The sequence below is a fragment of the Acinetobacter sp. 18QD2AZ41W genome (assembly GCF_009829025.1).
GTDB classification, from domain to species: Bacteria; Pseudomonadota; Gammaproteobacteria; order Pseudomonadales; family Moraxellaceae; genus Acinetobacter; species Acinetobacter pseudolwoffii.
In genome coordinates this window covers 15,282-41,968 of sequence record NZ_WURP01000011.1, presented here as the reverse complement: position 1 = coordinate 41,968, position 26,687 = coordinate 15,282, and the positions used below count along the sequence as shown (strand labels likewise).

Annotated in this window: 24 protein-coding genes; 14 read left to right on the top strand and 10 right to left on the bottom strand. The window is 43.9% G+C overall.

Translation table 11 applies throughout. The features are described from left to right. Window positions 1-14: 14 nt before the first annotated feature. Window positions 15-875 carry a bifunctional DNA-formamidopyrimidine glycosylase/DNA-(apurinic or apyrimidinic site) lyase gene (gene mutM, locus GVV58_RS12605; protein WP_159516689.1) on the top strand — a complete coding sequence of 287 codons (861 nt, stop codon included), beginning with the start codon at window positions 15-17 and terminating at the stop codon, window positions 873-875. Then, a complete protein-coding gene (locus tag GVV58_RS12600) occupies window positions 872-1,156 on the top strand; it encodes a peptidylprolyl isomerase (protein ID WP_004281718.1) in 285 nt (94 codons plus the stop codon). Before mutM ends, GVV58_RS12600 begins: the two co-directional genes overlap by 4 nt. Before the next feature lie 100 nt (window positions 1,157-1,256). Here the strand turns inward: GVV58_RS12600 and mscL are convergent, their stop codons facing one another. Both mscL and typA read right to left on the bottom strand, forming a co-directional pair. Then, window positions 1,257-1,697: a large conductance mechanosensitive channel protein MscL gene (gene mscL, locus GVV58_RS12595; protein ID WP_074383487.1), complete on the bottom strand. Its 441-nt coding sequence runs from the start codon at window positions 1,695-1,697 to the stop codon at window positions 1,257-1,259. 183 nt (window positions 1,698-1,880) lie between these two features. Continuing rightward, entirely contained in the window at window positions 1,881-3,719 is a 1,839-nt protein-coding gene (gene typA, locus GVV58_RS12590) for a translational GTPase TypA (RefSeq protein ID WP_100329172.1), read from the bottom strand. A 174-nt stretch (window positions 3,720-3,893) separates the two neighbouring features. Here typA and GVV58_RS12585 point away from each other — a divergent pair, with 174 nt between their 5' ends. The 3 genes from GVV58_RS12585 (at window position 3,894) to GVV58_RS12575 (ending at window position 7,828) form a co-directional block, all read left to right on the top strand. Beyond that, window positions 3,894-5,264 carry a uracil-xanthine permease family protein gene (locus tag GVV58_RS12585; RefSeq protein ID WP_005097996.1) on the top strand — a complete coding sequence of 457 codons (1,371 nt, stop codon included), beginning with the start codon at window positions 3,894-3,896 and terminating at the stop codon, window positions 5,262-5,264. A gap of 66 nt (window positions 5,265-5,330) precedes the next feature. Further along, the gene (locus tag GVV58_RS12580) at window positions 5,331-6,365 is read left to right on the top strand and encodes a methyltransferase (RefSeq protein ID WP_159516688.1); all 1,035 of its coding nucleotides are present in this window, start codon (window positions 5,331-5,333) and stop codon (window positions 6,363-6,365) included. Continuing rightward, on the top strand, window positions 6,365-7,828 hold the full coding sequence (locus tag GVV58_RS12575) for an amino acid permease (RefSeq protein WP_005097999.1): 1,464 nt from the start codon (window positions 6,365-6,367) through the stop codon (window positions 7,826-7,828). The genes GVV58_RS12580 and GVV58_RS12575 overlap by 1 nt, the downstream gene beginning before the upstream one ends. Window positions 7,829-7,880: 52 nt before the next feature. Here the strand turns inward: GVV58_RS12575 and GVV58_RS12570 are convergent, their stop codons facing one another. Then, on the bottom strand, window positions 7,881-8,414 hold the full coding sequence (locus tag GVV58_RS12570; RefSeq protein ID WP_100329173.1) for a peptidase C39: 534 nt from the start codon (window positions 8,412-8,414) through the stop codon (window positions 7,881-7,883). Between the two features lie 100 nt (window positions 8,415-8,514). Further along, window positions 8,515-9,567, bottom strand: a complete 1,053-nt coding sequence (gene omp38 / locus GVV58_RS12565; RefSeq protein ID WP_159516687.1) for an outer membrane protein Omp38 — start codon at window positions 9,565-9,567, stop codon at window positions 8,515-8,517. A gap of 375 nt (window positions 9,568-9,942) precedes the next feature. Here omp38 and GVV58_RS12560 point away from each other — a divergent pair, with 375 nt between their 5' ends. Both GVV58_RS12560 and GVV58_RS12555 read left to right on the top strand, forming a co-directional pair. Next, window positions 9,943-10,464, top strand: a complete 522-nt coding sequence (locus GVV58_RS12560) for a GspH/FimT family pseudopilin (RefSeq protein WP_159138650.1) — start codon at window positions 9,943-9,945, stop codon at window positions 10,462-10,464. A 110-nt stretch (window positions 10,465-10,574) separates the two neighbouring features. Then, complete coding sequence (locus GVV58_RS12555; protein WP_159516686.1) at window positions 10,575-11,750, top strand: thiolase family protein; 1,176 nt, start codon at window positions 10,575-10,577, stop codon at window positions 11,748-11,750. A 174-nt stretch (window positions 11,751-11,924) separates the two neighbouring features. Here GVV58_RS12555 and GVV58_RS12550 read toward each other — a convergent pair whose 3' ends face one another. The 4 genes from GVV58_RS12550 to GVV58_RS12535 all read right to left on the bottom strand — a co-directional run bounded on the left by GVV58_RS12550 (window position 11,925) and on the right by GVV58_RS12535 (window position 16,700). Further along, window positions 11,925-12,911: a diaminopimelate dehydrogenase gene (locus GVV58_RS12550; RefSeq protein WP_005098004.1), complete on the bottom strand. Its 987-nt coding sequence runs from the start codon at window positions 12,909-12,911 to the stop codon at window positions 11,925-11,927. Between the two features lie 287 nt (window positions 12,912-13,198). Then, complete coding sequence (locus tag GVV58_RS12545; RefSeq protein ID WP_005098005.1) at window positions 13,199-13,684, bottom strand: DUF934 domain-containing protein; 486 nt, start codon at window positions 13,682-13,684, stop codon at window positions 13,199-13,201. After that, window positions 13,677-15,320, bottom strand: a complete 1,644-nt coding sequence (locus GVV58_RS12540; protein ID WP_005098006.1) for a nitrite/sulfite reductase — start codon at window positions 15,318-15,320, stop codon at window positions 13,677-13,679. The genes GVV58_RS12545 and GVV58_RS12540 overlap by 8 nt, the downstream gene beginning before the upstream one ends. 258 nt (window positions 15,321-15,578) lie before the next feature. Continuing rightward, the gene (locus tag GVV58_RS12535) at window positions 15,579-16,700 is read right to left on the bottom strand and encodes a CaiB/BaiF CoA-transferase family protein (RefSeq protein WP_159516685.1); all 1,122 of its coding nucleotides are present in this window, start codon (window positions 16,698-16,700) and stop codon (window positions 15,579-15,581) included. Window positions 16,701-16,913: 213 nt separating this feature from the next. Here GVV58_RS12535 and GVV58_RS12530 point away from each other — a divergent pair, with 213 nt between their 5' ends. From GVV58_RS12530 to GVV58_RS12515, 4 genes are all read left to right on the top strand, one after another. After that, the gene (locus tag GVV58_RS12530; RefSeq protein ID WP_005169495.1) at window positions 16,914-17,924 is read left to right on the top strand and encodes an AraC family transcriptional regulator; all 1,011 of its coding nucleotides are present in this window, start codon (window positions 16,914-16,916) and stop codon (window positions 17,922-17,924) included. A 170-nt stretch (window positions 17,925-18,094) separates the two neighbouring features. Further along, a complete protein-coding gene (locus GVV58_RS12525) occupies window positions 18,095-19,300 on the top strand; it encodes an acetyl-CoA C-acetyltransferase (RefSeq protein ID WP_159516684.1) in 1,206 nt (401 codons plus the stop codon). Window positions 19,301-19,596: 296 nt separating this feature from the next. After that, window positions 19,597-21,732, top strand: coding sequence for a 3-hydroxyacyl-CoA dehydrogenase NAD-binding domain-containing protein (locus tag GVV58_RS12520; RefSeq protein WP_159516683.1), 2,136 nt, complete (start codon window positions 19,597-19,599; stop codon window positions 21,730-21,732). 160 nt (window positions 21,733-21,892) lie between these two features. Continuing rightward, window positions 21,893-22,234, top strand: coding sequence for a hypothetical protein (locus GVV58_RS12515; RefSeq protein WP_034608399.1), 342 nt, complete (start codon window positions 21,893-21,895; stop codon window positions 22,232-22,234). 70 nt (window positions 22,235-22,304) lie between these two features. Here the strand turns inward: GVV58_RS12515 and GVV58_RS12510 are convergent, their stop codons facing one another. Both GVV58_RS12510 and GVV58_RS12505 read right to left on the bottom strand, forming a co-directional pair. After that, window positions 22,305-22,736: a GNAT family N-acetyltransferase gene (locus GVV58_RS12510; protein WP_005169487.1), complete on the bottom strand. Its 432-nt coding sequence runs from the start codon at window positions 22,734-22,736 to the stop codon at window positions 22,305-22,307. Next, window positions 22,730-23,953 (bottom strand): SAM-dependent methyltransferase, encoded by a 1,224-nt coding sequence (locus GVV58_RS12505; protein WP_159516682.1) that lies wholly within the window; start codon window positions 23,951-23,953, stop codon window positions 22,730-22,732. Before GVV58_RS12505 ends, GVV58_RS12510 begins: the two co-directional genes overlap by 7 nt. Window positions 23,954-24,056: 103 nt before the next feature. Here GVV58_RS12505 and GVV58_RS12500 point away from each other — a divergent pair, with 103 nt between their 5' ends. The 3 genes from GVV58_RS12500 (at window position 24,057) to GVV58_RS12490 (ending at window position 26,683) form a co-directional block, all read left to right on the top strand. Continuing rightward, window positions 24,057-24,701, top strand: coding sequence for a hemolysin III family protein (locus GVV58_RS12500; RefSeq protein ID WP_074383498.1), 645 nt, complete (start codon window positions 24,057-24,059; stop codon window positions 24,699-24,701). Window positions 24,702-24,843: 142 nt separating this feature from the next. After that, complete coding sequence (locus GVV58_RS12495; protein WP_074383499.1) at window positions 24,844-26,151, top strand: MFS transporter; 1,308 nt, start codon at window positions 24,844-24,846, stop codon at window positions 26,149-26,151. 130 nt (window positions 26,152-26,281) lie between these two features. Then, window positions 26,282-26,683: a hypothetical protein gene (locus GVV58_RS12490; protein ID WP_005098017.1), complete on the top strand. Its 402-nt coding sequence runs from the start codon at window positions 26,282-26,284 to the stop codon at window positions 26,681-26,683. Window positions 26,684-26,687 lie beyond the last annotated feature (4 nt).

Sequence of the window (26,687 nt, the reverse complement as noted above, 5' to 3'; positions counted from 1 at the left end):
GCCTCTGATGTGTTATGCCTGAATTACCAGAAGTAGAAACTACCAAAACCAGTTTATTACCCTTGTTAGAACAACGTGTAAAACGGGTTGAAATCCGTCAGTCAAGTTTGCGCTGGCCCATTCCCGAAAATATACAAAAGCTGGTCGGGCAGAAATTACTCAACCTGTCGCGCCGTTCCAAATATATTCTGGCTGAGTTTGAGCACGACACCATGCTCTGGCATTTAGGCATGTCTGGCAGCTTTCGTTTGTGTGAAACAACTGAAGAATTACGCAAACATGATCATCTGATTATTCAGTTTGATGATATTGAATTGCGTTATCATGATCCGCGTCGTTTTGGCTGTATTTTATGGCTGGATGCGCAGTCACAAAGCAAACTGATTGATACGCTGGGACCAGAACCCCTGAGTGAAAATTTTAATTCTCAGTATTTATTTGAAAAATTGAAAAATAAAAATGTTGGCACCAAAGTTGCGATTATGGATAACCATGTGGTGGTAGGTGTCGGCAATATTTATGCAACCGAAAGTCTGTTCAATATGGGCATTCATCCAGCGCAACCCGCCTCGACTTTAAGCTTGGCACAGATCGAAAAATTAGTGCTGGAAATCAAGCGCATATTAAAACAGGCCATTGATTTAGGCGGGTCGACATTACGGGATTACACCAACGCCATGGGGGAAAATGGCTATTTTCAGCAAACGCTGCTGGCCTATGGTCGTGCCGGGGAAATGTGCGTGAACTGTGAGACCACGCTTGAAAATATTAAACTGGGACAACGTGCTTCTGTGTTCTGTCCAGAATGTCAGCCTTTGAAAAAGATGCAACTCCCTGTCAAAAAACTGGCAACTGTACGAGGGGAAAAGTCATGAAAACAGCCATTGTGCGTCATATTCTGGTTAAAGATAAAGAAACTGCCGAGCAGCTTAAAAAGAAGATTTTGAGTGGCGCTGACTTTAATAAAATCGCCAAACAATATTCAACCTGTAATTCTGCCAAGCGTGGCGGAGAACTGGGCGAAGTAAAAAAAGGCCAACTGGTGCCTGTCATTGATAAGCTGGTGTTTACGGCTGCTGAACGGGTCTTACATGGTCCGGTCAAAAGCCAGTTTGGTTTTCATTTGGTAGAAATTAAGTTCCGGATGGATTTTTAACCTTATAAATCTCTCCCCACCTCCCTTTAACAAAAGGGGGGATTTAGGAGGATTAAAAAAACGGCACAAGAGGCGCCGTTTTTTATTTGTGTCAGAACGCTTATGCTTCAGGACGTTTTTTCAATTCATCACGAATTTCACGCAATAATTCGATATCTTCAGGGGTGGCTTCAGGTGCAGGTGCTTCTTCTGCCTGTTTACGACGAAGTTTATTCATCATTTTCACCAGTAAGAATACCACCCATGCCAACAACAGGAAATTAATCAGAATCGTTAGGAAGTTACCATAAGCAAATACATTCAGGCCTTCAGCCTGTGCATTTGTCAAAGAAGTGACATTATTAGGATTATCACCCAGTACCAGGAACCAGTTAGAATAGTCAACATCACCACCTAAAATCCAGCTAACGATTGGCATGATGATATCTTTTACAAAAGAATCAATAATTTTACCAAATGCTCCACCAATAATAACACCGACCGCGAGGTCCATCACATTGCCTTTGACAGCAAACTCTTTAAATTCTTGAATAATACTCATTTTTTCTCCAATAATTCATTTTAAAGTTTGTGATGAATTATACATTAATTATAAGTGATTTCATTTTCACATAAGGTTATGTTTTTTATAAGTTTTATGGTTCTAGTTAAAATTTTAATACAAAAAAACCGCAACCTTTGAAAAGATTGCGGCTTTAGGAATCTTAGATCAATAATCTACAGATTATTTACCTGAACGGTTACGTTTACGTTCGTTTTCAGTCAAATAACGCTTACGGATACGGATTGACTTCGGTGTTACTTCAACTAGTTCGTCATCTTCAATGAATTCAAGCGCTTGTTCAAGCGTATATTCAACTGCAGGAACAAGTGTTAATGCTTCATCAGTACCAGATGCACGTACGTTGGTTAACTGTTTTGCCTTAGTCGGGTTCACAGTCATGTCGTCAGAACGTGAGTTAATACCAATAATCATACCTTCGTAAACTTCTAACTGAGGCTTAGCGAATAGACGACCACGGTCTTGTAATGTGAACAATGCATAGCCCAGGCAAGTACCTTGAACCATAGAGATCAACACACCGTTTTGACGTTTCGCAACTTGGCCTTGTTTCATTGGACCATAATGCGAGAAGCTTGATGTCATGATACCCGTACCTGAAGTCATCGTCATGAATTCAGAACGGAAACCGATCAAGCCACGTGAAGGAACAGTTGCTTCAATACGGATACGGCCTTTACCGTCAACTTCCATATTGGTCATCTCGCCTTTACGGCTGCCCATTTGCTCCATTACAGAACCTTGGTGCTGTTCTTCAACGTCAAACGTCACGTTTTCGTACGGTTCTTGCATTTGACCGTCAATTTCTTTCAAGATGACTTGCGGACGAGATACACCCATCTCGAAGCCTTCACGGCGCATGTTCTCAATTAAAACTGAAAGGTGAAGTTCACCACGGCCAGACACTTTGAAACGGTCAGGACTGTCAGTGTCTTCAACACGTAATGCGACGTTGTGGATCAATTCGCGATCTAGACGCTCACGAATGTTACGTGAAGTTACGAATTTACCTTCTTTACCAGCAAACGGTGAGTTGTTTACCTGGAATGTCATTGTGACTGTAGGTTCATCTACAGAAAGCGGTGGAAGCGCTTCAACAGCTTTCGGATCACAAATCGTGTCAGAAATGTTCAATGCATCGATACCCGTTACGCAAACGATATCACCTGCATTGGCTTCTTCGATGTCCACACGATCTAAACCATGATAACCCATGATTTTTAAGATACGACCGTTACGTGTCTTGCCTTCTTTATCGATTACAGTCACTTGCGTGTTCAATTTAACTGAACCACGTTGAATACGACCAACACCGATAACGCCTACGAAGCTGTTATAGTCAAGTGAAGACACTTGCATTTGGAATGGACCGTCAACGTCAACTGCTGGCGGTTCAACGATGTCTACAATTGTTTGGAACAATGGTGTCATGTCGTCAGCAAGTTCTTCTGGAGAAGGACCCGCCACACCACGAAGACCAGATGCATAAACGACCGGGAAGTCTAACTGTTCGTCAGAACCACCCAAGTTATCGAACAAATCGAATACCTGGTCAATAACCCAGTCTGGACGCGCGCTTGGTTTATCAACCTTGTTGATAATTACGATTGGCTTCAAACCACGTGCGAACGCTTTTTGCGTTACGAAACGAGTTTGTGGCATTGGACCTTCTTGAGAATCGACAAGAAGCAATACGCAGTCAACCATCGACATTACACGTTCAACTTCGCCACCGAAGTCGGCGTGTCCCGGGGTGTCCACGATGTTAATGCGGTATTCGGTATCTGTACGTTTATCTAACCATTTGATTGCAGTGTTTTTTGCAAGAATGGTAATACCACGTTCACTTTCGATAGCGCCAGAATCCATGACACGCTCAATCTCACCCGCGCGATCACCGAGAGCACCTGATTGTTGCAAAAGTTTGTCTACAAGAGTGGTTTTACCATGATCGACGTGCGCAATAATGGCGATGTTACGGAGAGTTTTAATATCTGACATGTAAATTCAATGCGTATGTAATTTGAGGGCAAATTATACAGAAAAATACAAAACTTTTATAGTCACTGTTACCACACTCCTCAACTTTTTTTAAGGAGATGGGCTTTTTTTGATTTTGTAAAGGCGTGTAACTCGATTAGAATAGCGCCACCCTGCCTTAATTTGCATTGACACATGTCTGATTTTAATCAATCTCCTCCTCCTAAAGATCAACTCGACCTGGTATATGGTCTGGATGATCGTCCAAAACCATTTATTGCTTTTTTAGCTGCATTCCAACATTTATTGGCAATTATTGTCCCGATCGTGACCCCTGGCTTGCTAATTTGTCTGGCACTGGGGGTATCCAAAGAAGACACCAACATGATTTTGTCCATGTCCCTGGTGATCTCAGGTATCGCGACTTTTTTACAGTCTAAAAAAGTCGGACCTTTTGGTGCCGGTCTGTTGATTGTTCAGGGAACCAGCTTTAACTTTATCGGCCCAATTATTGGTATTGGTTCAGCCATGGTTGCTGCCGGTACGCCAGTTGAGTCAGTCATGGCAGCAATTTTTGGTGTGGTGATTGCAGGTGCATTTATTGAAATGGGCGTGTCCCAGATTCTGCCTTGGATAAAAAAACTGATTACCCCTTTGGTGACCGGGATTGTCGTCCTTCTGATTGGTTTAACCTTAATTAAAGAAGGTCTAATCAGTATGGGCGGTGGTTATCAGGCCATGAGCGATAAAACTTTTGCCAATGCAGACAACCTGATCATGTCCTGCACAGTCTTGGCGCTGATCATTATCCTGAACCGTATCCGGATTACCTGGGTAAAAAGTTCTGCCATTTTGATTGCTTTGGTTTGTGGTTATATCCTGGCCGGCTTTATGGGCCATCTGGATTTTTCTGGTTTAAAAGATGCCCCACTGGTACAGATTCCAACTCCAATGCATTTCGGTTTAAGCTTCTCCTGGAGCCTGTTTATTCCGATGGCATTCATTTATCTGGTGACCTCTTTAGAAGCGATTGGCGATATCACGGCGACCTCAAAGCTTTCTAACCAGCCGGTCGATGGTCCAAAATGGATGCAGCGCATTAAAGGCGGTGTACTGGTCAATGGCGCCAATTCATTCCTTGCCGGTATTTTTAACACCTTCCCAAGTTCGGTATTTGCACAAAATAACGGTGTGATTCAGTTAACGGGTGTAGCGAGCCGTTATGTCGGCATCTGGATTGCTGCTTTACTGATCATTCTGGGTTTGCTGCCTGCGGTTGCCGGGATTATCCAGGCGGTTCCGCAAGCGGTACTGGGTGGTGCAGTGATGGTGATGTTTGGTGCAGTAGCAGCTTCCGGCATTAATATTCTGTCTGGCGTACATCTGGATCGCCGTGCCCTGCTGATTATTGCGATTTCACTGGCACTGGGTTTAGGTGTTGCACAAGTTCCACAAATTCTTGAGCATCTTCCTGAGTTATTCCGTAATATCTTTAGCTCAGGCGTTGCCACTGGCGGTATTGCTGCCCTTATTCTGAATGTTGTACTTCCTGAAACAAAGAAGTAATTTCATGTCCAAAGAACACTGTCTAGGTCAGACTTAGGCAGTGTTCTTTATATTGGAGAGATACCTATGGATCCTAAAAGCGAAGTTTTATTAAGACAATATGATTTTTTGTCGGGTCGCATCTTACTCATTAATGCACCGACAGATGATCTACTCGCTGAATTCGATGCCTCTATCAATCCCGCTGTCTGGACATGGAATTTTAATGATTTTCACTATTTCCAGTCGCAACAAGCAGATGTCCACTTTGGCGCAGAGATGCCTGAAGCTGAGTTTGATCAGGCGGTTATTTTTGTACCCAAGTCTAAAGAACTGCTCAATTATTTACTGCATAATGTGGCAGCACAACTTAAACCGGGCAGCAGTATTTTCCTGGTTGGTGAAAAGAAAGGCGGGATAGAGCGTGCAGCCAAACAGTTGCAGCCTTATGGTAAAACCCTCAAACTGGATAGCGCACGTCATTGCCAGCTTTGGCAACTGGTTCTAGACCACACGGTCGAGAAAAAATCACTTGCAGACTGGGCACAGCGTTATAGCGTCTCGACCCCGAATGGTGACCTGAATATTTGTGCCCTGCCGGGCGTGTTTAGTCAAAACCGTTTAGATATTGGGACTGCCACCTTATTACCTTATTTGTCACAAGTTACCTCGGGTAAAATCGCTGACTTTGGTTGTGGCGCAGGTGTGATTAGTGCGTATCTGGCAAAGTTGAATCCGAAAAACCGGATTTTCGCCATGGATGTGGATGCCTTTGCGCTGGCCTCCACCCAAATGACCTTTGATGAAAACCAGCTTAGCCCTGAACAGATCGAAATTAAAGCGGTCACTGGCATTTCTGATGCACCCTTGTTCTTGCATGCCATTGTCAGTAATCCGCCTTTTCATATGGGAATCGAGACCGATTACACGGCCAGCGAAACCTTGTGTAAAACTTCGCGTCGTCATTTAAAATCAGGTGGCGAGCTTTGGATCGTGGCCAACCGTTTCTTAAACTACCCGACCCTGATTGAACAAAACTTTGGTCGCTGCACAGTGAAAGCGGATCAACAAGGCTTTAAAGTGCTGTTCGCTAGCACACAAAAAAATGTTAAGGAATCGTGATGAGCGAAACGCAAAATACGATGCAGCTGCAGCGTAAGCTGGGTGCTCGTCATCTGAATATGATCGCCATTGGCGGATCCATCGGTACAGGTCTATTCCTGGCCTCGGGTGCGACCATTGCCAATGCCGGGCCAGGCGGAGCACTACTTGCTTATGCACTGATTGGTGTCATGATTTATTTCTTGATGACCAGTTTGGGCGAACTCGCTACGCATAATCCTACCTCGGGTGCATTTTTCACTTATGGCACTAAATATGTCGAGGGCGGTTTTGGTTTCGCTTTGGGCTGGAACTACTGGTACAACTGGGCCATTACCGTAGCTTTTGAGCTGGTTGCCGTTCAGTTCATCATGAAATTCTGGTTTCCCGATATTCCTGGTGTTTATTGGAGTGCAATTTTCCTGGCCATTATTTTTGGGATTAATGCCCTGACAGTTAAAGGCTTTGGTGAATCTGAATTCTTCTTCTCTCTGGTGAAAGTTGTCGCGATTATTGCCTTTATCATTATCGGTATCTGGATGATCGTGAAGATTATGCTGACCCCAGGCGCAGAAGCATTTGCCAACTGGAGTATTGGTGACGCACCTTTTGTCGGTGGTTTCCAAGCCTTAATTGGCGTGGCGATGATTGCCGGATTCTCCTTTCAGGGAACCGAAATGGTCGGGGTGGCTGCGGGCGAATCGAAAGATCCAAAGAAAACCATTCCGGTGGCAATCAAGCAGATTTTCTGGCGTATCCTGTTATTTTATATCGTGTGTATTTTCATTATCGGCACATTAATTGCCTACAATGACCCACGCTTATTACAGGCGGCTGCGACCGACAATATTGCGCTTTCTCCTTTTACCCTGCTCTATGAAAAGGCCGGCTTTGCCTTTGCTGCGAGCATTATGAATGCGGTGATTTTGACAGCCATTCTGTCTGCGGGTAACTCAGGCATGTATTCATCTACACGCATGCTATTTGATATGGCACGTAAAGGTAGTGCGCCAAAACTGTTTGGCCGTCTGGATCCACGTGGTGTACCGATGAATGCCCTGTATGCCACCACTGCGATCGCAGCACTGTGTTTCCTGACCACCTTCTTCGGTGAACAGGAAGTCTTTAACTGGCTACTCAATATGTCGGGCATGTGCGGCTTTATTGTCTGGCTCGGGATTGCGATTTCACACTATCGCTTCCGCAAAGGTTACTTGGCTCAAGGCTACAAACTGGAAGATCTGGCTTATCGCGCCAAGTTCTTCCCCTTTGCTCCTTGGTTTGCTTTTATTCTCTGTGCGATTGTCGTCCTTGGTCAAAACTATCAGGATGTTCTGGCAGGTCAATGGATGGGGGTTCTCTCGACCTATATCAGTATTCCATTGTTCTTGGCAATCTGGTTCGGATACAAATGGAAGAAAAAATCCAAACTGGTGTCTTATCAAGAGATGGATGTACAACCTATGAAACTTGATCAGGAATAAACCATCAGAAATTAAAAAATCAGCCTACGGGCTGATTTTTTAATTTCTTAGATTAGTTATGCCGCATGACAAAATTACGGTCATCAATCACAATCACTTGCTGACAGATCCCCTCTGCCTGACGCTGCTGCTCGAATACATCTGCCGGCATCGCATCAAAACTGTCAAAGAAACTGATCTCATGTTCATCTATTGCATAGATCAATGAATGATTACCGACCCCTTCTAAGGTATCGTAGAAAACAATCACGAAACGGCCTGCTTCCACCTGCTGCTGGATTTCTGCACAAGAGATCACACGCTCTTCAACAGGTATTTTAAGTGTCTGTGCTTGTTGATAAAAATCAAGCTCGACTGGCTGTTTATCTGCATCATATTCGCTAAAAAAAGCAACATCCAGTCCCAGCGTCTGCAAAGCCACTGTAAGGGCAATAGTTGAAGTTCCCATTTCCGGATTGTGACGACAGAGCTGAACCAAGTCCGGAATATGCAGGTCAATTCCATAATGATGGAAAATCATCCAGATCGAGAAAATTCCGCTATTGGCTTCCAGATTTTGTAAATCTTCAGGAATTTCAACACCCATGTTATCACTCAATTACATCTTTAATGACTCAGTGTAGTCAAAATTCAGATATAAAAAAAGCGGCTCATAGGAGCCGCTTTTTTAACAATTCAATAATTAATTATTGAGCTTGTTGTTGACCTTCAACTAGTACAGTACGGCTACCAGTGATCGTCGCGAATACACGACGGTTCATAGCACGACCTTCTTTAGTGTTGTTGTCAGCAATCGGTTGATCCCAAGCGAAACCTTGAGTAGACAAACGAGATGCATCTACGTTGTATTCATTCACAAGTGAAGATTTAACAGAGTTAGCACGCGCTAGAGATAAACGTTCGTTTAATGCACGTGGACCAGTGTTGTCAGTGTGACCTTCGATGCGAGCAGTAGCGTTTGGATATTCAACTAGCTTCTCAGCAACTTTTGCGATTTCTGGTTTGTATTGATCTTTGATGTTTGATTTGTTTGTATCAAAGAACACACGAAGTTCCATGTTCAGGTCTTCAGTCAACTCTTGTGGAGCTGGAGCAACCGGAGTTACAGGCTCAACTGGAGCAACTTCTACTACTGGAGCAGCTGGTTTCAGACGACCACCTAGAACTACGTTAAGACCAGCAAGCGCTGTATAGTTCCAGAATTTTTCGTCAAAGTGGTAAGTACCACGAGCTTCAGTACGTAGTGCCAATGCATCGTTGATGTGCCAGAATGCACCGATACCAGCGTTACCTAGCGTACCTTCTTCTTCATTACCACGACCTTCGCGATCTACACCATCAAATTTGTATTTGTAGTGACCAGCACCTAACAATGCATATGGTTTGATCTTGCTGTCATAGTTACCAGTGAACACATCAGAAGTTGCATAGAAGTTACCTGCAATATTCTGACCTTTGTATTCTGCACCAGCATCAGCACCGTCAACATCACCCTTAACTTGGCTATATTCTGCTTCAAAACCTAACCATGGAGTAAGTTCTACACCGATAGCAGCACCTACAAATAAATCATCTTGTAATTCAGGGCTACTTGTAAGTTCGCCATCATTACCGCCATTGTTGTGCTGAGTGTCTTGGAATGTATAACCTAACATCAACGGAGTAACAGTTACGCCTGCATTTGCAGCAGCAAAAGGTGCAGCTACAAGCATAGCTAAAGCAATACGACTCATTTTCATGGATTTATCCTCCAGAGATAACAATTGTTGTTCAAGCTCAAGCCCGTAATAGGCCATCCTGAGATAGGCTTTTTATTACCCCAGTTTTATTCTTAAGCTATTCACATGGCATCATACAAACACTTTATTATTTTTCCAAGTGCTTGATTAATTTAATCAAGTAAATTATTGACAAAATTACTTACAATTTCCGTTGTAATTCAGTAATTTTTTACTCAATTTTTTATTCTGAATGACCTATTGTGATTGCCAATTATTTTTTAATAGCTTTCTTGAATTTTGAGTAACAGCTAAATTACACGCTCAACAAAGCATAAAAAACGCATAATTAATAACATGTTTCCTATAAAAATAATATATAAATCAGGTAACTCTATGTATAGAAAAATAACAAGAGCGTTCACTATTGTTGAATTGATTATCTGTGTTGCAGTGCTTGCAATTTTGGCCAGTATTGCCCTGCCTTACTTTCATGAATATCAGTCCAGACAGGAAGCCAAACAGATTCCTATCAAATTATCTGCGGTTAACCGTTATGCACGTAGTCAGGCTGCCGTGTTTCACCAGAATATTGTGATCTGTCCCAGTCAGGATTCACTCAGCTGTCACCCCAATCAATGGAATAAAAATATACTGGTCTTTATTGATAAAAATAAAAACCGGCAAGTCGATGCAGGCGAACAAATTTTACACATTGATGCTCTAAATCTTAAATATGGCAACCTGAGTTGGCGAGGCGCATTAAGTTCACCAAGTGTCACTTATCAGGCACATACCGCCCTTCCGATTGGTTCGAATGGTAGTTTCTATTATTGTTCTGCTCAACTTTCCAGCCAGCAGCGTATTGTACTGAGTAAAATGGGGCATATCCGGGTAGAAAGCCTCTCCTCATGCTAACAGAACTATCCAGTTTAAGATTGACTGCGATTAACCCTTCAATCCTAGTTTTTTTTCAATATACTGCTTATGTTTGAGAAATTAATTAAAACTTATACGGAGATATAACAATGACCGACATCGTGATTGTCAATGGTGCACGTACAGCCATGGGTGGCTTTCAAGGCAGCCTTGCCAGTGTAACTGCTCCTGAACTTGGTGCCGCTTCAATTAAAGAAGCAATTGCTCGTGCAGGTTTACAACCCGCAGATATTGAAGAAGTCATTATGGGTTGTGTTCTTCCTGCAGGTTTAAAACAGGGACCTGCACGTCAAGCGATGCGTCAGGCAGGTCTTCCGGATTCGACTGGGGCAGTAACCATTAATAAGCTATGTGGTTCTGGCATGAAAGCAGTGATGCAAGCAGCCGATATGATTAAAGCCGGCTCTGCACATATTGTTGTGGCAGGGGGTATGGAATCAATGACCAATGCACCTTATGTGCTGCCTAAGGCACGTGGCGGGTTCCGTATGGGGCATGGTGAAATCAAAGACCATATGTTCCTTGATGGTCTTGAAGATGCCGAGACTGGTCGTTTGATGGGTTCATTTGCCCAAGATATGGCAAATACCAAAGGCTATACTCGCGAACAGATGGATGATTTCGCCATTCGCTCATTGAAACGTGCACAAACTGCTGTGAATGAAGGCTATTTTTCTGATGAAATCGTAGCAGTTACGGTAAAAACACGTAAAGGTGATGTGGTTGTTGATAAAGATGAACAACCCTTCAATGCCAATATTGATAAAATTCCAACCCTGCGTCCAGCCTTTGCCAAAGACGGCACCATTACCGCTGCCAATGCCAGCTCAATTTCTGATGGTGCATCAGCTCTGGTGATTAGCTCAGCGGATCATGCCGCAGCAAAAGGTTTAAATCCTTTGGCCAAAATTGTTGCCTATGCTTCAAATTCACAGCATCCTTCTGAATTTACCATAGCGCCAGTGGGTGCAATTCAAAAGGTTCTCGATAAAGCAGGTTGGAATGCTCAAGATGTCGACCTCTGGGAAATCAATGAAGCCTTTGCCATGGTGACCATGTGTCCAATGGATGAATTCAAGCTTGATCCTGAAAAAGTCAATATTAATGGCGGTGCCTGTGCCCTGGGTCATCCTGTCGGTTCAACCGGTTCACGTATTATCCTGACTTTGATTCATGCGCTGAAACGTACCGGTGGTAAACGTGGTATTGCTGCACTTTGTATCGGTGGCGGTGAAGCGACTGCTGTGGCGATTGAGTTGCTTTAATTAAAAGCCTCCCTTTTAAAAAAGAGATTTAGAGGGATTTTATAAATCCTCCCCTCTTGCGGAACATCGTTCCTCATCCTTTAATAAAGGAGGGGGAATTTTAGAAATCAAAAAGCCTCCGATTGGAGGCTTTTTATCGTCAAATATTCAAAGCTGTACTTTAAATGATAAGACTTAAAGAATTTCTTTACGAAGTTGCTCAGGTGATTTCATTGACAACAAGCCCGGTGCCACATCAAATGCTGTTTTTGCACCATACTGCTGCATTTGATTTAAACGATAAGTTGCACGTGCATAAGCAACTAAAACGCTGGCTGTAAATTCTGGATTACTTTCTAGTTTTAATGAAAACTCAAGCACTTGTTTATGTGCATCACTGGTGTTTCCACTACGAATCACAAAACCACCATGCGGCATACGCTGGTGATCTTGTGCTAAAGTTGCTTCATCAATGAAATTCACAGTCGTGTCATAGTCGGCAAAATAATCCGGCATGGTCACAATCGCTTGCTTAACTGCTTCTGCATCTGCACCCTCTGCAAGCACCACATAACACTCACGGGTATGTTTTTCTTTGGTCGTTAATACTGGACGAACACCACTACGTACTTTCTCAATTGCTTCTGTTGAAGGAATGGTATATTGCACCCCTGCTTTCACACCTTCTACACGACGAATGGCATCTGAATGACCCTGACTTAAGCCTTTACCCCAGAAAGTATAGGTTTCACCGTCTGGTAGTAAAGCTTCACCAAATAAGCGATTGATCGAGAACATGCCTGGATCCCAACCAATGGAGATCATCGCAGTTTTCTTGCTGGCTGTTGCAGGTGCATCGACCGCTGCATAATATTCAGGAATACGTGCGTGGGTGTCAAAACTATCGACAATATTAAACTGGCTGGCCAAGATCGGACCTTGTTGCGGTAAGTCGTCTTTTGAACCGCCACATAAAATCAGCACATCAATTTTATCTTGGAAATCTGTCAGTGAGTCCATATGGAACACTTGGGTTGCTGCGAAGCAAGGAGATACCGTTTCAGGCGCACGACGGGTAAAAATACCCACAAGTTGTAAATCTGGATTCTTTTGAATGGCGGTTTCAACGCCACGACCCAAGTTGCCATAACCAGCAATACCAATACGGATAGAATTTTGCATAAAGACAAGTCACTTCATCATGAAAAAATTAAAAAAATAAATCAGATGACGATCCCATTAAAATCGCCCTCTTGATTGATTTTGCATACTCGAAAATTAGCGCTCTGCTCGCGTTACTCTCAGCATAAAGATACTTATGCTACAGCAATTCGCAGCAATTTAAAGTATTCAGGATAGTATAGAAACAATCATATCTATCGTCCAAAGCAAACAAAAAGCCTGCATTGCAGGCTTTTTGTTTATAAGAAAAATAGACTTATTTACAGACAAGCTTTTTAACCCTCAGGTTAGGCACCTGTTTGATAATTTGCCTGATTCACCGCGGTCGATGCCTGGTACGGATTTTTAAAATCATTTAAACCGGCAGCCGCCTCCTGAATGTCTTTACCTTCTTTAATCACGAAAGTATCGAAACCAGAACGCTTCATGTAGTTCAACACATCTTTGAATACATCACCAGTGGCACGAAGTTCGCCTTGAAAACCTTGACGGCGTAAAAGTGCTGCAAATGAATAGCCACGGCCATCATTAAAACCGGCGAATTCAATAAAGATTGCATCTAATTGAGCTAGCGGAAATTCATTGCTTTCAGGTGAAGCATCAACGGTTAAGTACAATGCTTTTTTACCTGAAACATGGCGAAGTTGATCTAACTGATCTACCGTCAGAACCACATCACCTTGTGGTAAAACACCCTCTTCACCGATGAGCTGATAAGTATTTTCTGTCACTGTGCCATCTTTAGAGAGCACTGCGAGTGCGGTATTAAGCATATGCACGCTCCTTGAATGGTTGGATGCCAACACGGCGATAAGTATCGATAAACTCTTCAGCGTCCTGACGTAGATCAAGATAGGTATTTAGAATTTCTTCTACAATATCCGGCACCACATCTGCTGCAAATGACGGCCCAAGAATGTCGCCAATTGAGGCATCATGGTCTGCATTACCGCCAAGCGTGATCTGGTAGAATTCAGCGCCTTTTTTATCAACACCCAAGATCCCGATATTACCGACATGGTGATGACCACAGGCATTCATACAACCGGAGATGTTCAAGTCCAGTTTACCCAAGTTGTAAATGGTATCCAGATCATCAAAACGGCGTGAAATCGCTTCAGAAATCGGAATCGATTTTGCATTGGCCAATGAACAGAAATCACCGCCCGGGCAGCAGATGATATCGGTCAAGAAACCGATATGGGCACGTGCCAGGTTGTTTTGTTCAAGGGTTTGCCATACAGCAAACAAATCTTTTTGCGGCACATCGACCAACGAGATATTTTGTTCATGCGTGGTACGTAATTCACCGAAAGTGTACTGATCGGCAAGGTCTGCAATCAGGTTCATTTCTTCAGTGCTGACATCACCCGGTGCAATGCCGGCACGTTTCAGTGAAATCGTCACAATACGATAACCTTTCACTTTATGGGCATTGGTATTGATATTGAACCACTGTTTGAATTTTGGATATTGCGCAAACAATTCAGTAAAATCTTCATCTGCATAATCTTGATAATCAAATGGGGTGAAGTTTTCATCCATTTTTGCCAAGGTGTCTGCATCGATTTTCAAAGTCTTAACAGTATGCGCAAATTCAGCTTCAACTTTCTCAGCAAATACCGCTGGCGTTAAAGCTTTGACCAAAATTTTGATACGGGCTTTATATTTGTTGTCGCGACGACCATGCAAGTTATACACACGAAGCACTGCTTCAAGATAAGCAATCAAGTCTTCACGTGGCAGGAACTCACGGATAAAGCTGCCAATCACTGGAGTACGGCCAAGACCACCACCCACTTTGATTTTATAGCCCATTTCGCCGGCTTCATTACGCACAATATATACACCGATATCGTGAAATGCAGTGGCTGCACGGTCGGTTTCTTCAAGCGCAGAGACTGCAATCTTGAACTTACGTGGCAAGAAGGCAAATTCCGGATGGAAAGTTGACCATTGACGGATCAACTCACAGGTCGGACGCGGATCGGCAATTTCACCAGCCACCACACCGGCATACTGATCCGTCGTGGTATTACGGATACAGTTGCCTGAAGTCTGAATCGCATGCATTTGCACGGTCGCCAGTTCAGCCAGCATATCAGGTACGTTTTCCAGTGCCGGCCAGTTAAACTGAATGTTTTGACGGGTCGAAATATGCGCGTAACCACGGTCATATTCTTTAGCCAAATCAGCCACTTTACGCAGTTGCTTTGAGTTCATCAAACCATAAGGCACTGCAATACGTAACATCGGCGCATAACGCTGCACATACAGACCATTTTGCAGACGAAGCGGACGATACTCATCTTCGGTGAGTTTGCCGGCTAAATAACGTTCCGTTTGGTCACGGAACTGTGCAACACGTTCATTAATCAGTTGCTGATCGAAATCAGTATATAAATACATGGCGTACAGCTGCTAGTAGTTTCTATTATATCGAGCGTAAGGATAGCGAGATTAAACCTATCAATAAAATGCTTTTTATACATATTTCATAGCTGTTTTATTGATAAGCCTGCCAAAGTTTCACTGATATCACGGTTTAGCGCATTTAGTGTAGTTTTAAAGCAATAATGCTTTAATTCATCAATCATTAGCAGTTATTTTCATATAGTGATATTTCTATATTTTTATCCTTTTTTGTCTTTTAAATAATTAAAAATATTACCATTTTTCACTCTCACCCAAAAACTGACCGACAAAATCATAACGTATCTTTGAACGTGAAAATTTAATCGGACAGGCCAGTTGTGCTTCGGTCTGCTGACTATCGGGTTTTAATGGAACCTGTACTAGCCATTCTCGCTGTTGCGCTAAATCAGAATGTAAAGCTTCTTCCAGTTTTAGCACCGGCTCGACACAGACATCCAGCGCTGCGAATAGTGTTTGCCATTCCGCTAATGGTTTTGACTTTATTCTATTTTGAATTGCCTGTTTCACCGCAGCACGATCTTCTGGAGCAAAAGAATTGCCTTTTTCTAGAATAATCGGCAGTTCTAAAGCCTGTGCCAATCCCTGCATAAATTGAGGTTCCAGACTGCCAATCGACAGATAACGTCCATCCTGTGTTGCATAATAGTCATAGAAAGTCCCGCCATTCAGATAGCCAGACTCAGGTCGTTGATGCTGATTGCCAGCCAGACTGGCAGATGCGGCCAGATTATTCATGGTGACCACACAATCGGTCATGGAAATATCAATATATTGACCTTTACCGCTGCGCTGGCGTTCGATCACCGCCGCCAAAATCGCAATTACGGCATGCATGGAACCACCGGCTACATCGGCAACCTGAATGCCTAAAGCAGGTGGCCCACTTTCAATCCGGCCACTGTGTCCAGCAATACCGGACAAGGCCAGATAGTTAATATCATGTCCTGCTTTCGCTTTATAAGTACCGGTTTGGCCATAACCAGTGATAGAACAGTAAATTAATTTGGGGTTAATTTCGCTTAAGATTGAGTAGTCCAGTCCAAGCCGTTGCATCACGCCGGGACGGAATTGCTCAATCACAATGTCATAATCTGCAATCTTGGATTTGACCAGTTCGATATTGGCCGGATCTTTCAAATCCAGTGCTACCGATTGCTTGTTTCGGTTCAGATAACTCTGTGAGGTGGCCTGTCCATTGGCAAAGGGGGGCATTAATCGCAACAGGTCCAGGCGGGTCGGTGATTCAATATGCACAACCTCGGCGCCGAGATCAGCCAGATATAATGTCGCGAATGGGCCCGGCAATAATGTAGAAAAGTCTAGAATTTTCAATCCTTTTAAGGTATATGACATTGGAGTATTTGCTCTACTTATATTGCTTTTTTCAGCATCATAGAAACATAAATGCATAAAAACAATGTCATGTTCAGCCATTTACCTTGATAGTTTCGGCAATCTAATATGTAAGAAAATGGCAAAGGTGTTCTTGTAAATTGCCATTGCTTTATTATTTTTCGTCATTTAGGTCAAATATTAGTGAACATTAAAGAGACTGAAGGATTAAACATGAGTCGTGATACGATCAGTATCCATTTCGTCAATGCAGCCTTATCTGGCGTCAAGCGCTTAGGCATGGATGTCGATACTTTATTGTCTCACGTCGGAATTGAAGCAGAACTGCTGCATCAACCTAAAGCCCGTATTTCACCTGAACAATATACCCGCTTTATTAAAATGTTATGGATGGTGACCCAAGACGAGCATGTTGGCTTTGACAAACAGCAACGCCGATTGGGCACTTTTGCCATCATGTGTCAGCTCATCATTCATGCCAAAACCTTAGGTGATGCACTGGAACTTTCCTCGCAGTTCTATAAACTCTTCGGTGATGACTGGTCGGTGACCCTGGAACGTGACAAACACGAAGCACGTCTGGTGCCCCTCATTCCAAATGCAATGGATCCGGATCATTTTATTACCGAAAGTATGCTGATGATCTGGCATGGTCTGGCATCTTGGCTGATTGAACGTCGTTTACCGCTGGAACGTGTGCATTTTAGCTATCCACGTCCAGCCCATGCTGACGAATATGATGCCCTGTTCTTTGCGCCGGTAATGCAGTTCGACATGCCACGCACCGAAATCACTTTTGCTGCGGACTATCTGGACCTGCCGATCCGTCAGAATGAAGAAACCTTAGAGGAATTCTTGAAAGCTGCGCCTGCTCAGCTCTTGGTGAAGTTTAAAAATACCAACTCGCTGACCTCAAGAATCCGTGATGTATTGAAGAGCCAGATTGGCGAAGAAATGCCGACATTGAATGATGTCGCGTCAATGCTGTATTTATCTCCTCAAACCTTGCGCCGCCGTCTGGCAGCCGAAGGTAAAAGCTATCAAGGTGTGAAAGATGCCTTGCGCCGTGATGCCGCGATTCATCTGTTATTGAATCCAGATCTAACCCTCGAAGATGTCGCGCAGCAGGTCGGTTTCAGTGAAACCAGTACCTTCCATCGTGCCTTCAAGAAATGGACCGGTGTAACCCCAGGTCTATATCGCCAGTTGCATGGTTATCATTAATTAAAATTCTCGATATCCTCTTCTCCAGCCCAGGTTTCCAGACCTGGGCTTTTTTTATTGGCAAAAATCATCAAATGATCTGGTCCGTTCTCGTCATTGCACTTCAAAATTTAAGTATTACACTCGAGTCATTAGAATAATTTTCAGCAAATTAATAAAAGGGACATGCTATGAGCGAGGCATATATTATCGACGCCATTCGCACGCCACGCGGAAAAGGTAAAAAAGATGGATCTTTACATCAAGTCAAACCCATTTCATTACTGACTGGCTTGCTTAACGAACTTCAGGCACGTCATCAATTTGATACATCAAAAGTCGATGATATTGTGCTGGGTTGTGTCACTCCGATTGGTGATCAAGGCGCCGATATTGCCAAAACCGCGGCGATCGCAGCGGGTTGGGACAATGATGTCGCCGGTGTACAAATCAACCGTTTCTGTGCTTCCGGTCTGGAAGCTGTCAATCTGGCTGCACAAAAAGTCCGTTCTGGCTGGGAAGATCTGGTCGTTGCAGGCGGCGTCGAATCCATGTCCCGCGTGCCGATGGGTTCCGATGGTGGCCCTTGGGCACTGGATCCTGAAACCAATATGGCCTGTGATTTTATTCCGCAAGGTATTAGCGCGGACTTGATTGCCACGATTGACGGTTATAGCCGCACCGACGTAGACCAGTTTGCCGAGCAATCCCAGAAGAAAGCCGCTGCCGCACAAGCCAATGGTTATTTCAACGCTTCTGTTATCCCGGTCAAAGACAAGGCCGGTGTGGTGATTCTGGACAAAGACGAATTTATCAAACCGACCACAACTGCTGAAGGCTTAGGCAAACTCAATCCTAGTTTCGCGACCATGGGACAGATGGGCTTTGATGCCATCGCCCTACAAAAATATCCTGAAGTTGGCACGGTGAATCATGTGCATCATGCCGGGAATTCTTCCGGAATCGTCGATGGTGCAGCCGTGGTTCTCATCGCATCGGAACAAGCGGTCAAAGAACAAGGTTTAAAACCGCGTGCCAAAGTACTGGCCACGGCGCTGGTCGGGGCTGATCCTACCATTATGCTGACCGGCCCTGCCCCGGCAGCACGTAAAGCTTTGGCTAAAGCTGGCTTGACGATTGATGATATTGACCTGTTTGAAGTCAATGAAGCTTTTGCTGCGGTGGTGATGCGATTTATTAGCGAACTCAATGTTGATCCAGCGAAAGTGAATGTGAATGGTGGTGCAATCGCTATGGGTCATCCATTGGGCGCAACAGGCGCGATGATTCTGGGAACTTTACTGGATGAGTTAGAACGCCAAGGCAAAAAACGTGGACTAGCCACACTGTGTGTCGGTGGCGGTATGGGCATCGCCACCATTATTGAATTGGTTTAACTCAAATATTTAAAGTGTTTGATTCACGTTTTAGTCATATGCAACCTGAGCAAAACCAAAGCACTGCTTTGGTTTTAGCGCAAGATCATTGTTTTACAAAATTAATAGATTTTGCGTATGACAATGGTTTTGCCTACTTTTGCTAAATGAGAAATACATTTCGTAAGGCAGGTCGAACTGAAGCTTAAACCAAGAATTTAGATGAATTTGGAAAGGCTCCGGAATAAGGAAAATTTCTAAAATCTAATCAGGATATTAATGCCAAATTCATCCCATTATGATCTGGATAAAAATTTATGAGCGCAATTCAATATCAAAAAACTGAAGATAATATCGTCATTCTGACCTTTGATTCTCCAAACCAGTCTGCCAATACCATGAATGCAGATTTTCGTAGCGCTTTGGCTGAAACCGTAGAAAAACTCAAAGCTGATGAAAATATTACTGGCATCATTTTCCGGTCTGCGAAAAAAACCTTCTTTGCCGGTGGCGATCTGGATGAACTGATTCAAGCTACACCTGAACATGCGACTGAATTCTTCAACATGATTGAAGAGATGAAAGCGCAGATGCGTTATATCGAAACCCGCGGCATTCCGGTTGTGGCTGCACTAAATGGCACAGCACTGGGCGGTGGCTGGGAGATTGCTCTGTGTGCCCATCATCGTATTGCCTTGAATGACCCTAAAAGCAAGTTTGGCCTGCCTGAAGTCACACTGGGTTTACTACCCGGTGGCGGTGGTATTGTCCGTAGCGTGCGCCTGCTCGGCCTGCAAAATGCTTTTCCCTTGTTGATGGAAGGCAAACAGTTGGGTATAGAGAAAGCCCGATCTTTAGGGCTGATTCACGATATTGCAGACAATACCGATGAACTCTTAGACAAAGCCATTGTCTGGATCAAAACCAATCCGAAGTCACAACAGCCTTTTGATGTAAAAGGCTACAAAATTCCGGGTGGTAGCCCTTCAACGCCAGCAGTTGCACAGATGCTGGCGATTGCCCCGGCGATGCTGCGTGATAAAACCAAAGGTTGCTATCCTGCACCTGAAGCAATCATGTCGGCAGCGGTGGAAGGTGCTCAGGTCTATGTCGATACGGCGCTGACCATTGAATCACGTTACTTTACTTATCTGGCCACCGGTCAGATTTCTAAAAATATGATCGCTACTTTTTGGCATGGATTGAATGCGATCAAATCCGGTGCCAGCCGTCCCCAAAAGGTTGCGAAATGGAAAGCCACTAAAGTTGGCATTCTGGGCGCAGGCATGATGGGTGCAGGCATTGCTTATGTGACTGCCAGCAAAGGCATTCAGGTTATTTTAAAAGACATTTCGATTGAAGCGGCTGAAAAAGGTAAAGCTTATAGCCAGAAACTGCTGGATAAAAAAGTAGCTCAAGGACGTTTATCTGCTGATCAACGAGATCAGGTTTTAAGCCTGATTCAAGCGACTGCATCCAATCAAGATCTGGCCGGTTGTGACCTGATCATTGAAGCGGTGTTTGAAAATCCCGCACTGAAAGCTCAAGTCACACAAGAAGCAGAACAGTATCTTGCCAGTCATGGCGTGATGGCATCGAATACTTCGACCCTGCCTATTACAGATTTAGCTCAGGCTTCAAAAAATGATCAGAACTTTATCGGTCTGCATTTCTTTAGTCCAGTCGATAAAATGCAGCTGGTCGAAATTATCAAGGGGCAAAATACTTCAGCAGAAACACTGGCCAAAGCCTTTGACTTTGTCCAGCAGATTGGCAAATTACCGATTGTGGTAAATGACAGCCGTGGCTTCTTTACCAGTCGTGTCTTTGGTACGTTCGTTCAAGAAGGTTTGCGCCTGCTGGCAGAAGGCGTGCATCCGGCACGGATTGAAATGGCCGCACTCAAAGCCGGTATGCCAGTCGGGCCTTTGGCCATTCAGGATGAAGTGTCCTTGACCCTCTCCGAACATGTGGCCAATGAAAGATACAAAGCCTTAGAAGCACAAGGTCAGACCATCACCAAATCACCCGCAGATGAAGTTATTCACAGTATGATTCATGAGTTTAACCGCAAAGGTAAGGCTGCCGGGGCAGGTTTTTATGATTATCCAGAAAATGGTAAAAAGCAGCTCTGGACGGGTCTCAACCACTGGAAAAAAGAGGTTGATCTTTCTGAACAGGAAATGATAGATCGTTTGCTGTTTGTGCAGGCACTGGATACCGTGCGCTGTCTGGAAGAAGGCGTGCTGGAGTCTGTGGTCGATGCCAATGTCGGTTCCATTTTTGGCATTGGCTTTGCAGCCTGGACGGGTGGCGCGGTGCAATTCTTAAATCAGTATGGTCTGGCCAAGGCGCTGACCCGTGCCAAGGTACTCGAAAATAAGTATGGTGAACGCTTCAAAGCACCGCAACTCCTGAAAGACCGGGCAGCAGAAGGCCAGCCAATTCAATAATTTTGAGCTCTAAATAAAAAGAGGAACTGAGTTGCTCTTTTTATTTTCCGGATCTGGCTGAATCACTGGATACACTCGTCTAATGACAGATTTTGATCTGCTTTTTGATCAATTTATGTTATAAAGTTACATAAGTTTGATATCCACGTGGGTAAGACCTATGACTGATCACAGTTCACCTGAAAAATCCCCTTGGGGTTGGAAAGCACTTATTATCTTCTGTATTTTAGGTGGATTATTCATGTTTATTTTTTGGCTTGCGGTGACGAATGAACCGGATTACATGCCAAGCCAGCAAAATAAACAGACGACCCAGCAGCATGCTTTTAAAAATGCACCGACCATGTCTCCTGAAGCAATTGCGAAGGCTCAAGCAGATCGTGAGGCACGTGCGACTGCCAATACGGCTCATTCCGATACAACAGCGAATGAACATAATATGTCAACTGAAGAACATGCCAATATGGAGAGTGCCGAGCATAGCTCAGCGCATGGCCACTGATCTTGATTCAGTAAGGGCGTAAAAAAGCGAGGTCAATGCCTCGCTTTTTTGTATCTCAATAACTAAAAAATTAAAGGTTTAAATACATATTAATATGCGGGATGCCGCAATCCAGATAGTCTTCACCCTGAACCTTAAAACCCAATGCCTGATAAAAACCGATGGCATGTACTTGCGAAGACAGTTTTAAATCTTTTCGATGATCTGCTTTGGCATAATCGATAATCGCCTGCATCAATTGCTGCCCGATCTTCAAGCCACGATGTGGCTTTAACACTGCAACACGACCTACACTGTTATTCGCCAGCAATCTTGCAGTGGCTATCGCATGCCCCTTTTCATAGACCACAAAATGGATGGAAATGGCATCTTGCTCATCCCATTCTTCTTCAGCAGCGATATTCTGTTCTTGAATAAACACGGCTTCGCGAATGGTTTTGGCATGCTTCGCTAAATCCTCCCAACCACCCGAAACAATTTTAAGCTCTGAATCCTTTAGCATTTAGAACCAATCCCCTGCTGATCCCACTGATTATTCAATAACAATTCCAGTGAATGTTTTTGGATAGTGTACATTTCTTTCAAGTCCTGAATCTGTTTCAAGACCTCCTGATCGGGTTGTTGGTAATCTTTGCGTTTCGTCGCCAGAATCATTTTATTTTTACTGGTATGTTCCAGTGCCACAAACTCAAAAACTTTGGTTTCATAACCATAGGCTTTCAGCAATAACGCACGAATGGTATCGGTCAGCATTTCTGCCTGTTGACCGGCATGAATACCAAATTGCAGCATCGGACTCAGCACTTTTGGCGCCTGTAACTGTGGGCGCAATTCCTTATGGCAACATGGCGCACACATGATCATCTGTGCATTCAGGCGAATACCGCTGTGAATCGCAAAATCCGTTGCCACATCACAGGCATGCAAAGCGATCATTACATCCAGGCGTTTCGGTGCATAAGTACGCACATCGCCCTGAAAAAAGTCGAGCTGATCAAAGCCAGATTGTTGCGCGACCTTTTGGCAGAACTCGACCATTTTCGGATTCAGTTCCACCCCTGTAACCCACGGCGTCTCACCATGTTTTTGCATATAGTCATATAAAGCACAGGTCAGATAGCCTTTACCGGAGCCAAAATCCACCACACGCAGACCTTCGACTTGTGGCTTGAGTTGCGCCAATGCACCCGAAAAAATCTCGACAAATTTATTAATCTGTTTCCATTTACGCGCCATGCTCGGAATGATCTGCGCGTTATGATCGCTAATGCCGAGATGCTGTAAAAAGATGCTGTCCTGATCAACATAACGTTGTTTAATCCGGTCATGACCCTGTTCAGCGGACTTGACCTGAAGCGTCGAGTTTTTGTTTTTAGTACGGGTCAACATGGCTTTTTTCTTGTTTTTTTTCAGCTGTAATTCTTCATCTAGCGTCATTAAATTGGCTTGCTTGCAACATGCTAATAATACTGTCACCTGTGCCAGTGCATCCGCTAAAGGATAGTTTTTGGTGACATCCTGAGTTTTATGGCGATACAAACAGCTCAGTACTTTTTGCCCATTTAATGAAATGACTCGCAAGGTCATTTTCTCTAAATCCTGCAGTTCACCTTTATACTGGCTTAAGATCAGACGATCAAATTGATCACTTTCAACAGCTTGCTGAAATACATCTAAAAACTGCTGTTCTTGGTCTGAGAGAGTTGCCAACGTTGACATAGATAAAACCTGAAATGAATTGCCCCTCAAGTTTAAATCTTCTTAACCTAAAAGCAAAATTGAATTACTATACAAATGTATATTTTAAAGAAGAATGACAATCATGCAGAATGCGCCGCTGGTTCCAGATTATGATCACACTGAGGAACGAATTAATTATATCAGTCATGCTGTGGGTGCTGGACTATCGGTAATTGCTGGTATTCTTTTGATTATTAAAGGGTCTTATCTCAGTACTGGACAATGGATTGGACTTTGGGTCTATGCGCTGAGCATGATCTTGCTCTTCTCTGCGTCCATGCTCTATCACATGGCCACCGCAGCAGACCGTCGTTATTTTTATAAAAAAGTTGATCATACTGCAATTTATTATTTAATCGCCGGAACCTATACGCCTTTCCTGTCAATTGCCATTCCAACAGCCAAAGCCCAGTATTTATTGATTGCACTCTGGGTGATCGCCCTCATTGGTACACTGTTCAAGTTCGTTTTCATTCATCGTTTCCAGAAAATTTCTTTGGCGGCTTATCTGGTCATGGGCTGGCTGGCGCTGCTGGTGATGGATGATATGCAACAATATCTTAGTGCTCAATCTTTGACCTTTCTGATCATTGGCGGATTGGCTTATACCGTAGGTGCATTGTTTTACGCTTTAAAAAGAGTAAGATATACCCACGCTATCTGGCACATATTTGTATTGATAGGCGCAGGATCACATTTTCTGTCTATCTATCTTTACGTGATTTAATCATCTTCTTTTTCATTTCAGTGACCCTGAGCGAGTTAAAGCGAGAAGATTGCAGTTGTTTTTTTAAAAAATTACGCCTTTTTTAAAAAGATTACGCTTTTAAAACTAAGCTTTTTTATTTTTAGTAAGTGTAAGGTTCTCCATGGCGTCGTCTAATTCTGCTGCTCAGCCAGCACAAAATTCAAAATTTCGCGTTTTAACCGCGAGCTTGGTCGGTACTACAATCGAGTTCTTCGATTTTTATATCTATGCCACTGCTGCTGTCATTATTTTTCCATATCTGTTCTTCCCTGCAAGTACAGATCCGATGACTGCCACCATTCAGTCGCTTGCCACTTTCGCCATTGCCTTTATTGCCCGCCCGATTGGTGCGGCACTCTTTGGTCATTTGGGTGACCGGATCGGGCGAAAAGCCACATTGGTCGCTGCCTTGCTGACCATGGGTATTTCCACCGTTGCGATTGGCCTCTTGCCCACTTATGCGCAAATCGGGATTGCTGCACCACTCTTGCTTGCACTCTGTCGTTTAGGTCAGGGCTTGGGGCTGGGTGGTGAATGGTCAGGTGCCGTACTTCTTGCCACCGAGAATGCACCTGAAGGTAAACGTGCCTGGTATGGCATGTTCCCGCAACTGGGTGCTCCAATCGGCTTTATTCTGGCAACAGGTTCTTTCCTGACGTTGGGCGCTTTCATGTCTGAGGCTGACTTTATGGCTTGGGGCTGGCGTATTCCATTTATCTCAAGTGCCTTGCTGGTGATTGTCGGTTTATGGATTCGTTTAAAACTGCATGAAACCCCGGCATTCCAAAAGGTGCTAGATAAACAAAAAGAAGTGAACATTCCATTTGTTCAAGTCTTCAAAAAACATTCTCGCATGCTGGTACTCGGCACCATCGCTGCAATTTGTACCTTCGTGGTGTTCTACCTCACCACAGTATTTGCATTGCAATGGGGTACTAAACAGCTAGGTTATTCTCGTGAAGAATTCCTGCAATTGCAGTTGGTTGCAACCCTATGTTTTGCTGCCTTTATTCCACTTTCTGCAGTATTGGCCGAGAAATTTGGCCGTAAAACCACCTCGATTGCAGTCTGTGTTATCTCTGCCATCTTCGGGATTTTCTTTGCAGATATGCTGGAATCTGGCAGCACGCTGGTGGTATTCTTGTTCTTGTGTATTGGTCTGGCGATCATGGGCTTAACCTATGGGCCAATCGGTACTGTATTGTCTGAAATCTTCCCGACTTCAGTACGTTATACCGGTTCTGCATTGACCTTTAACCTGGCAGGCATCTTTGGTGCATCCTTTGCTCCGCTGATTGCCACCAAACTGGCAACAACTTACGGTCTGTCTGCAGTCGGTTATTACCTGACCGCAGCATCAATCCTGTCACTGATTGCATTTCTGTTGATTCGTGAAACCAAGAATGATGATGTAAATAATCAAATTTAAAGTCTTAGTTTGATTTAAAAGCCAGCATTCGATGCTGGCTTTTTTATGATTTCACAACAAAACTCTGCTACTTATCTCGTTAAATTTGCTCAACAATCAAATGGACTCAACCAGACAATGAGACAAGGCAATGCAGGAGCTTATTGAATCCCTAACCCAGGAACAGTTGGTCAATATTATCATTTTGCTGGAAGATGATAAAAAAATAGAGGCCGTTCGCTATATCACCGAGCATACGACTTTGAATGAAATCCAGGCGCTGCAAGTGATTGAAGAGATTGTCCGTGAGCACGATGTGGTCATGAAAACTGAAAGCACAGGACCGCGCTTTAGTGATGATGCGGGTGAGATTGACTTGGTAACGCCTCCCCTTGAAATTCCGACCCATCCGAGCCTGAATACCCCCACAGAAGCTGAAATCACCGCACGACAATTACGCGAAGACGTCCCAACCCGAAAAATTGAAAATAAAATCTGGATTCTGGCAGCCATTGCAGTGCTGTTATTGATCCTGATCTGGATCATCAGTTAAAGCT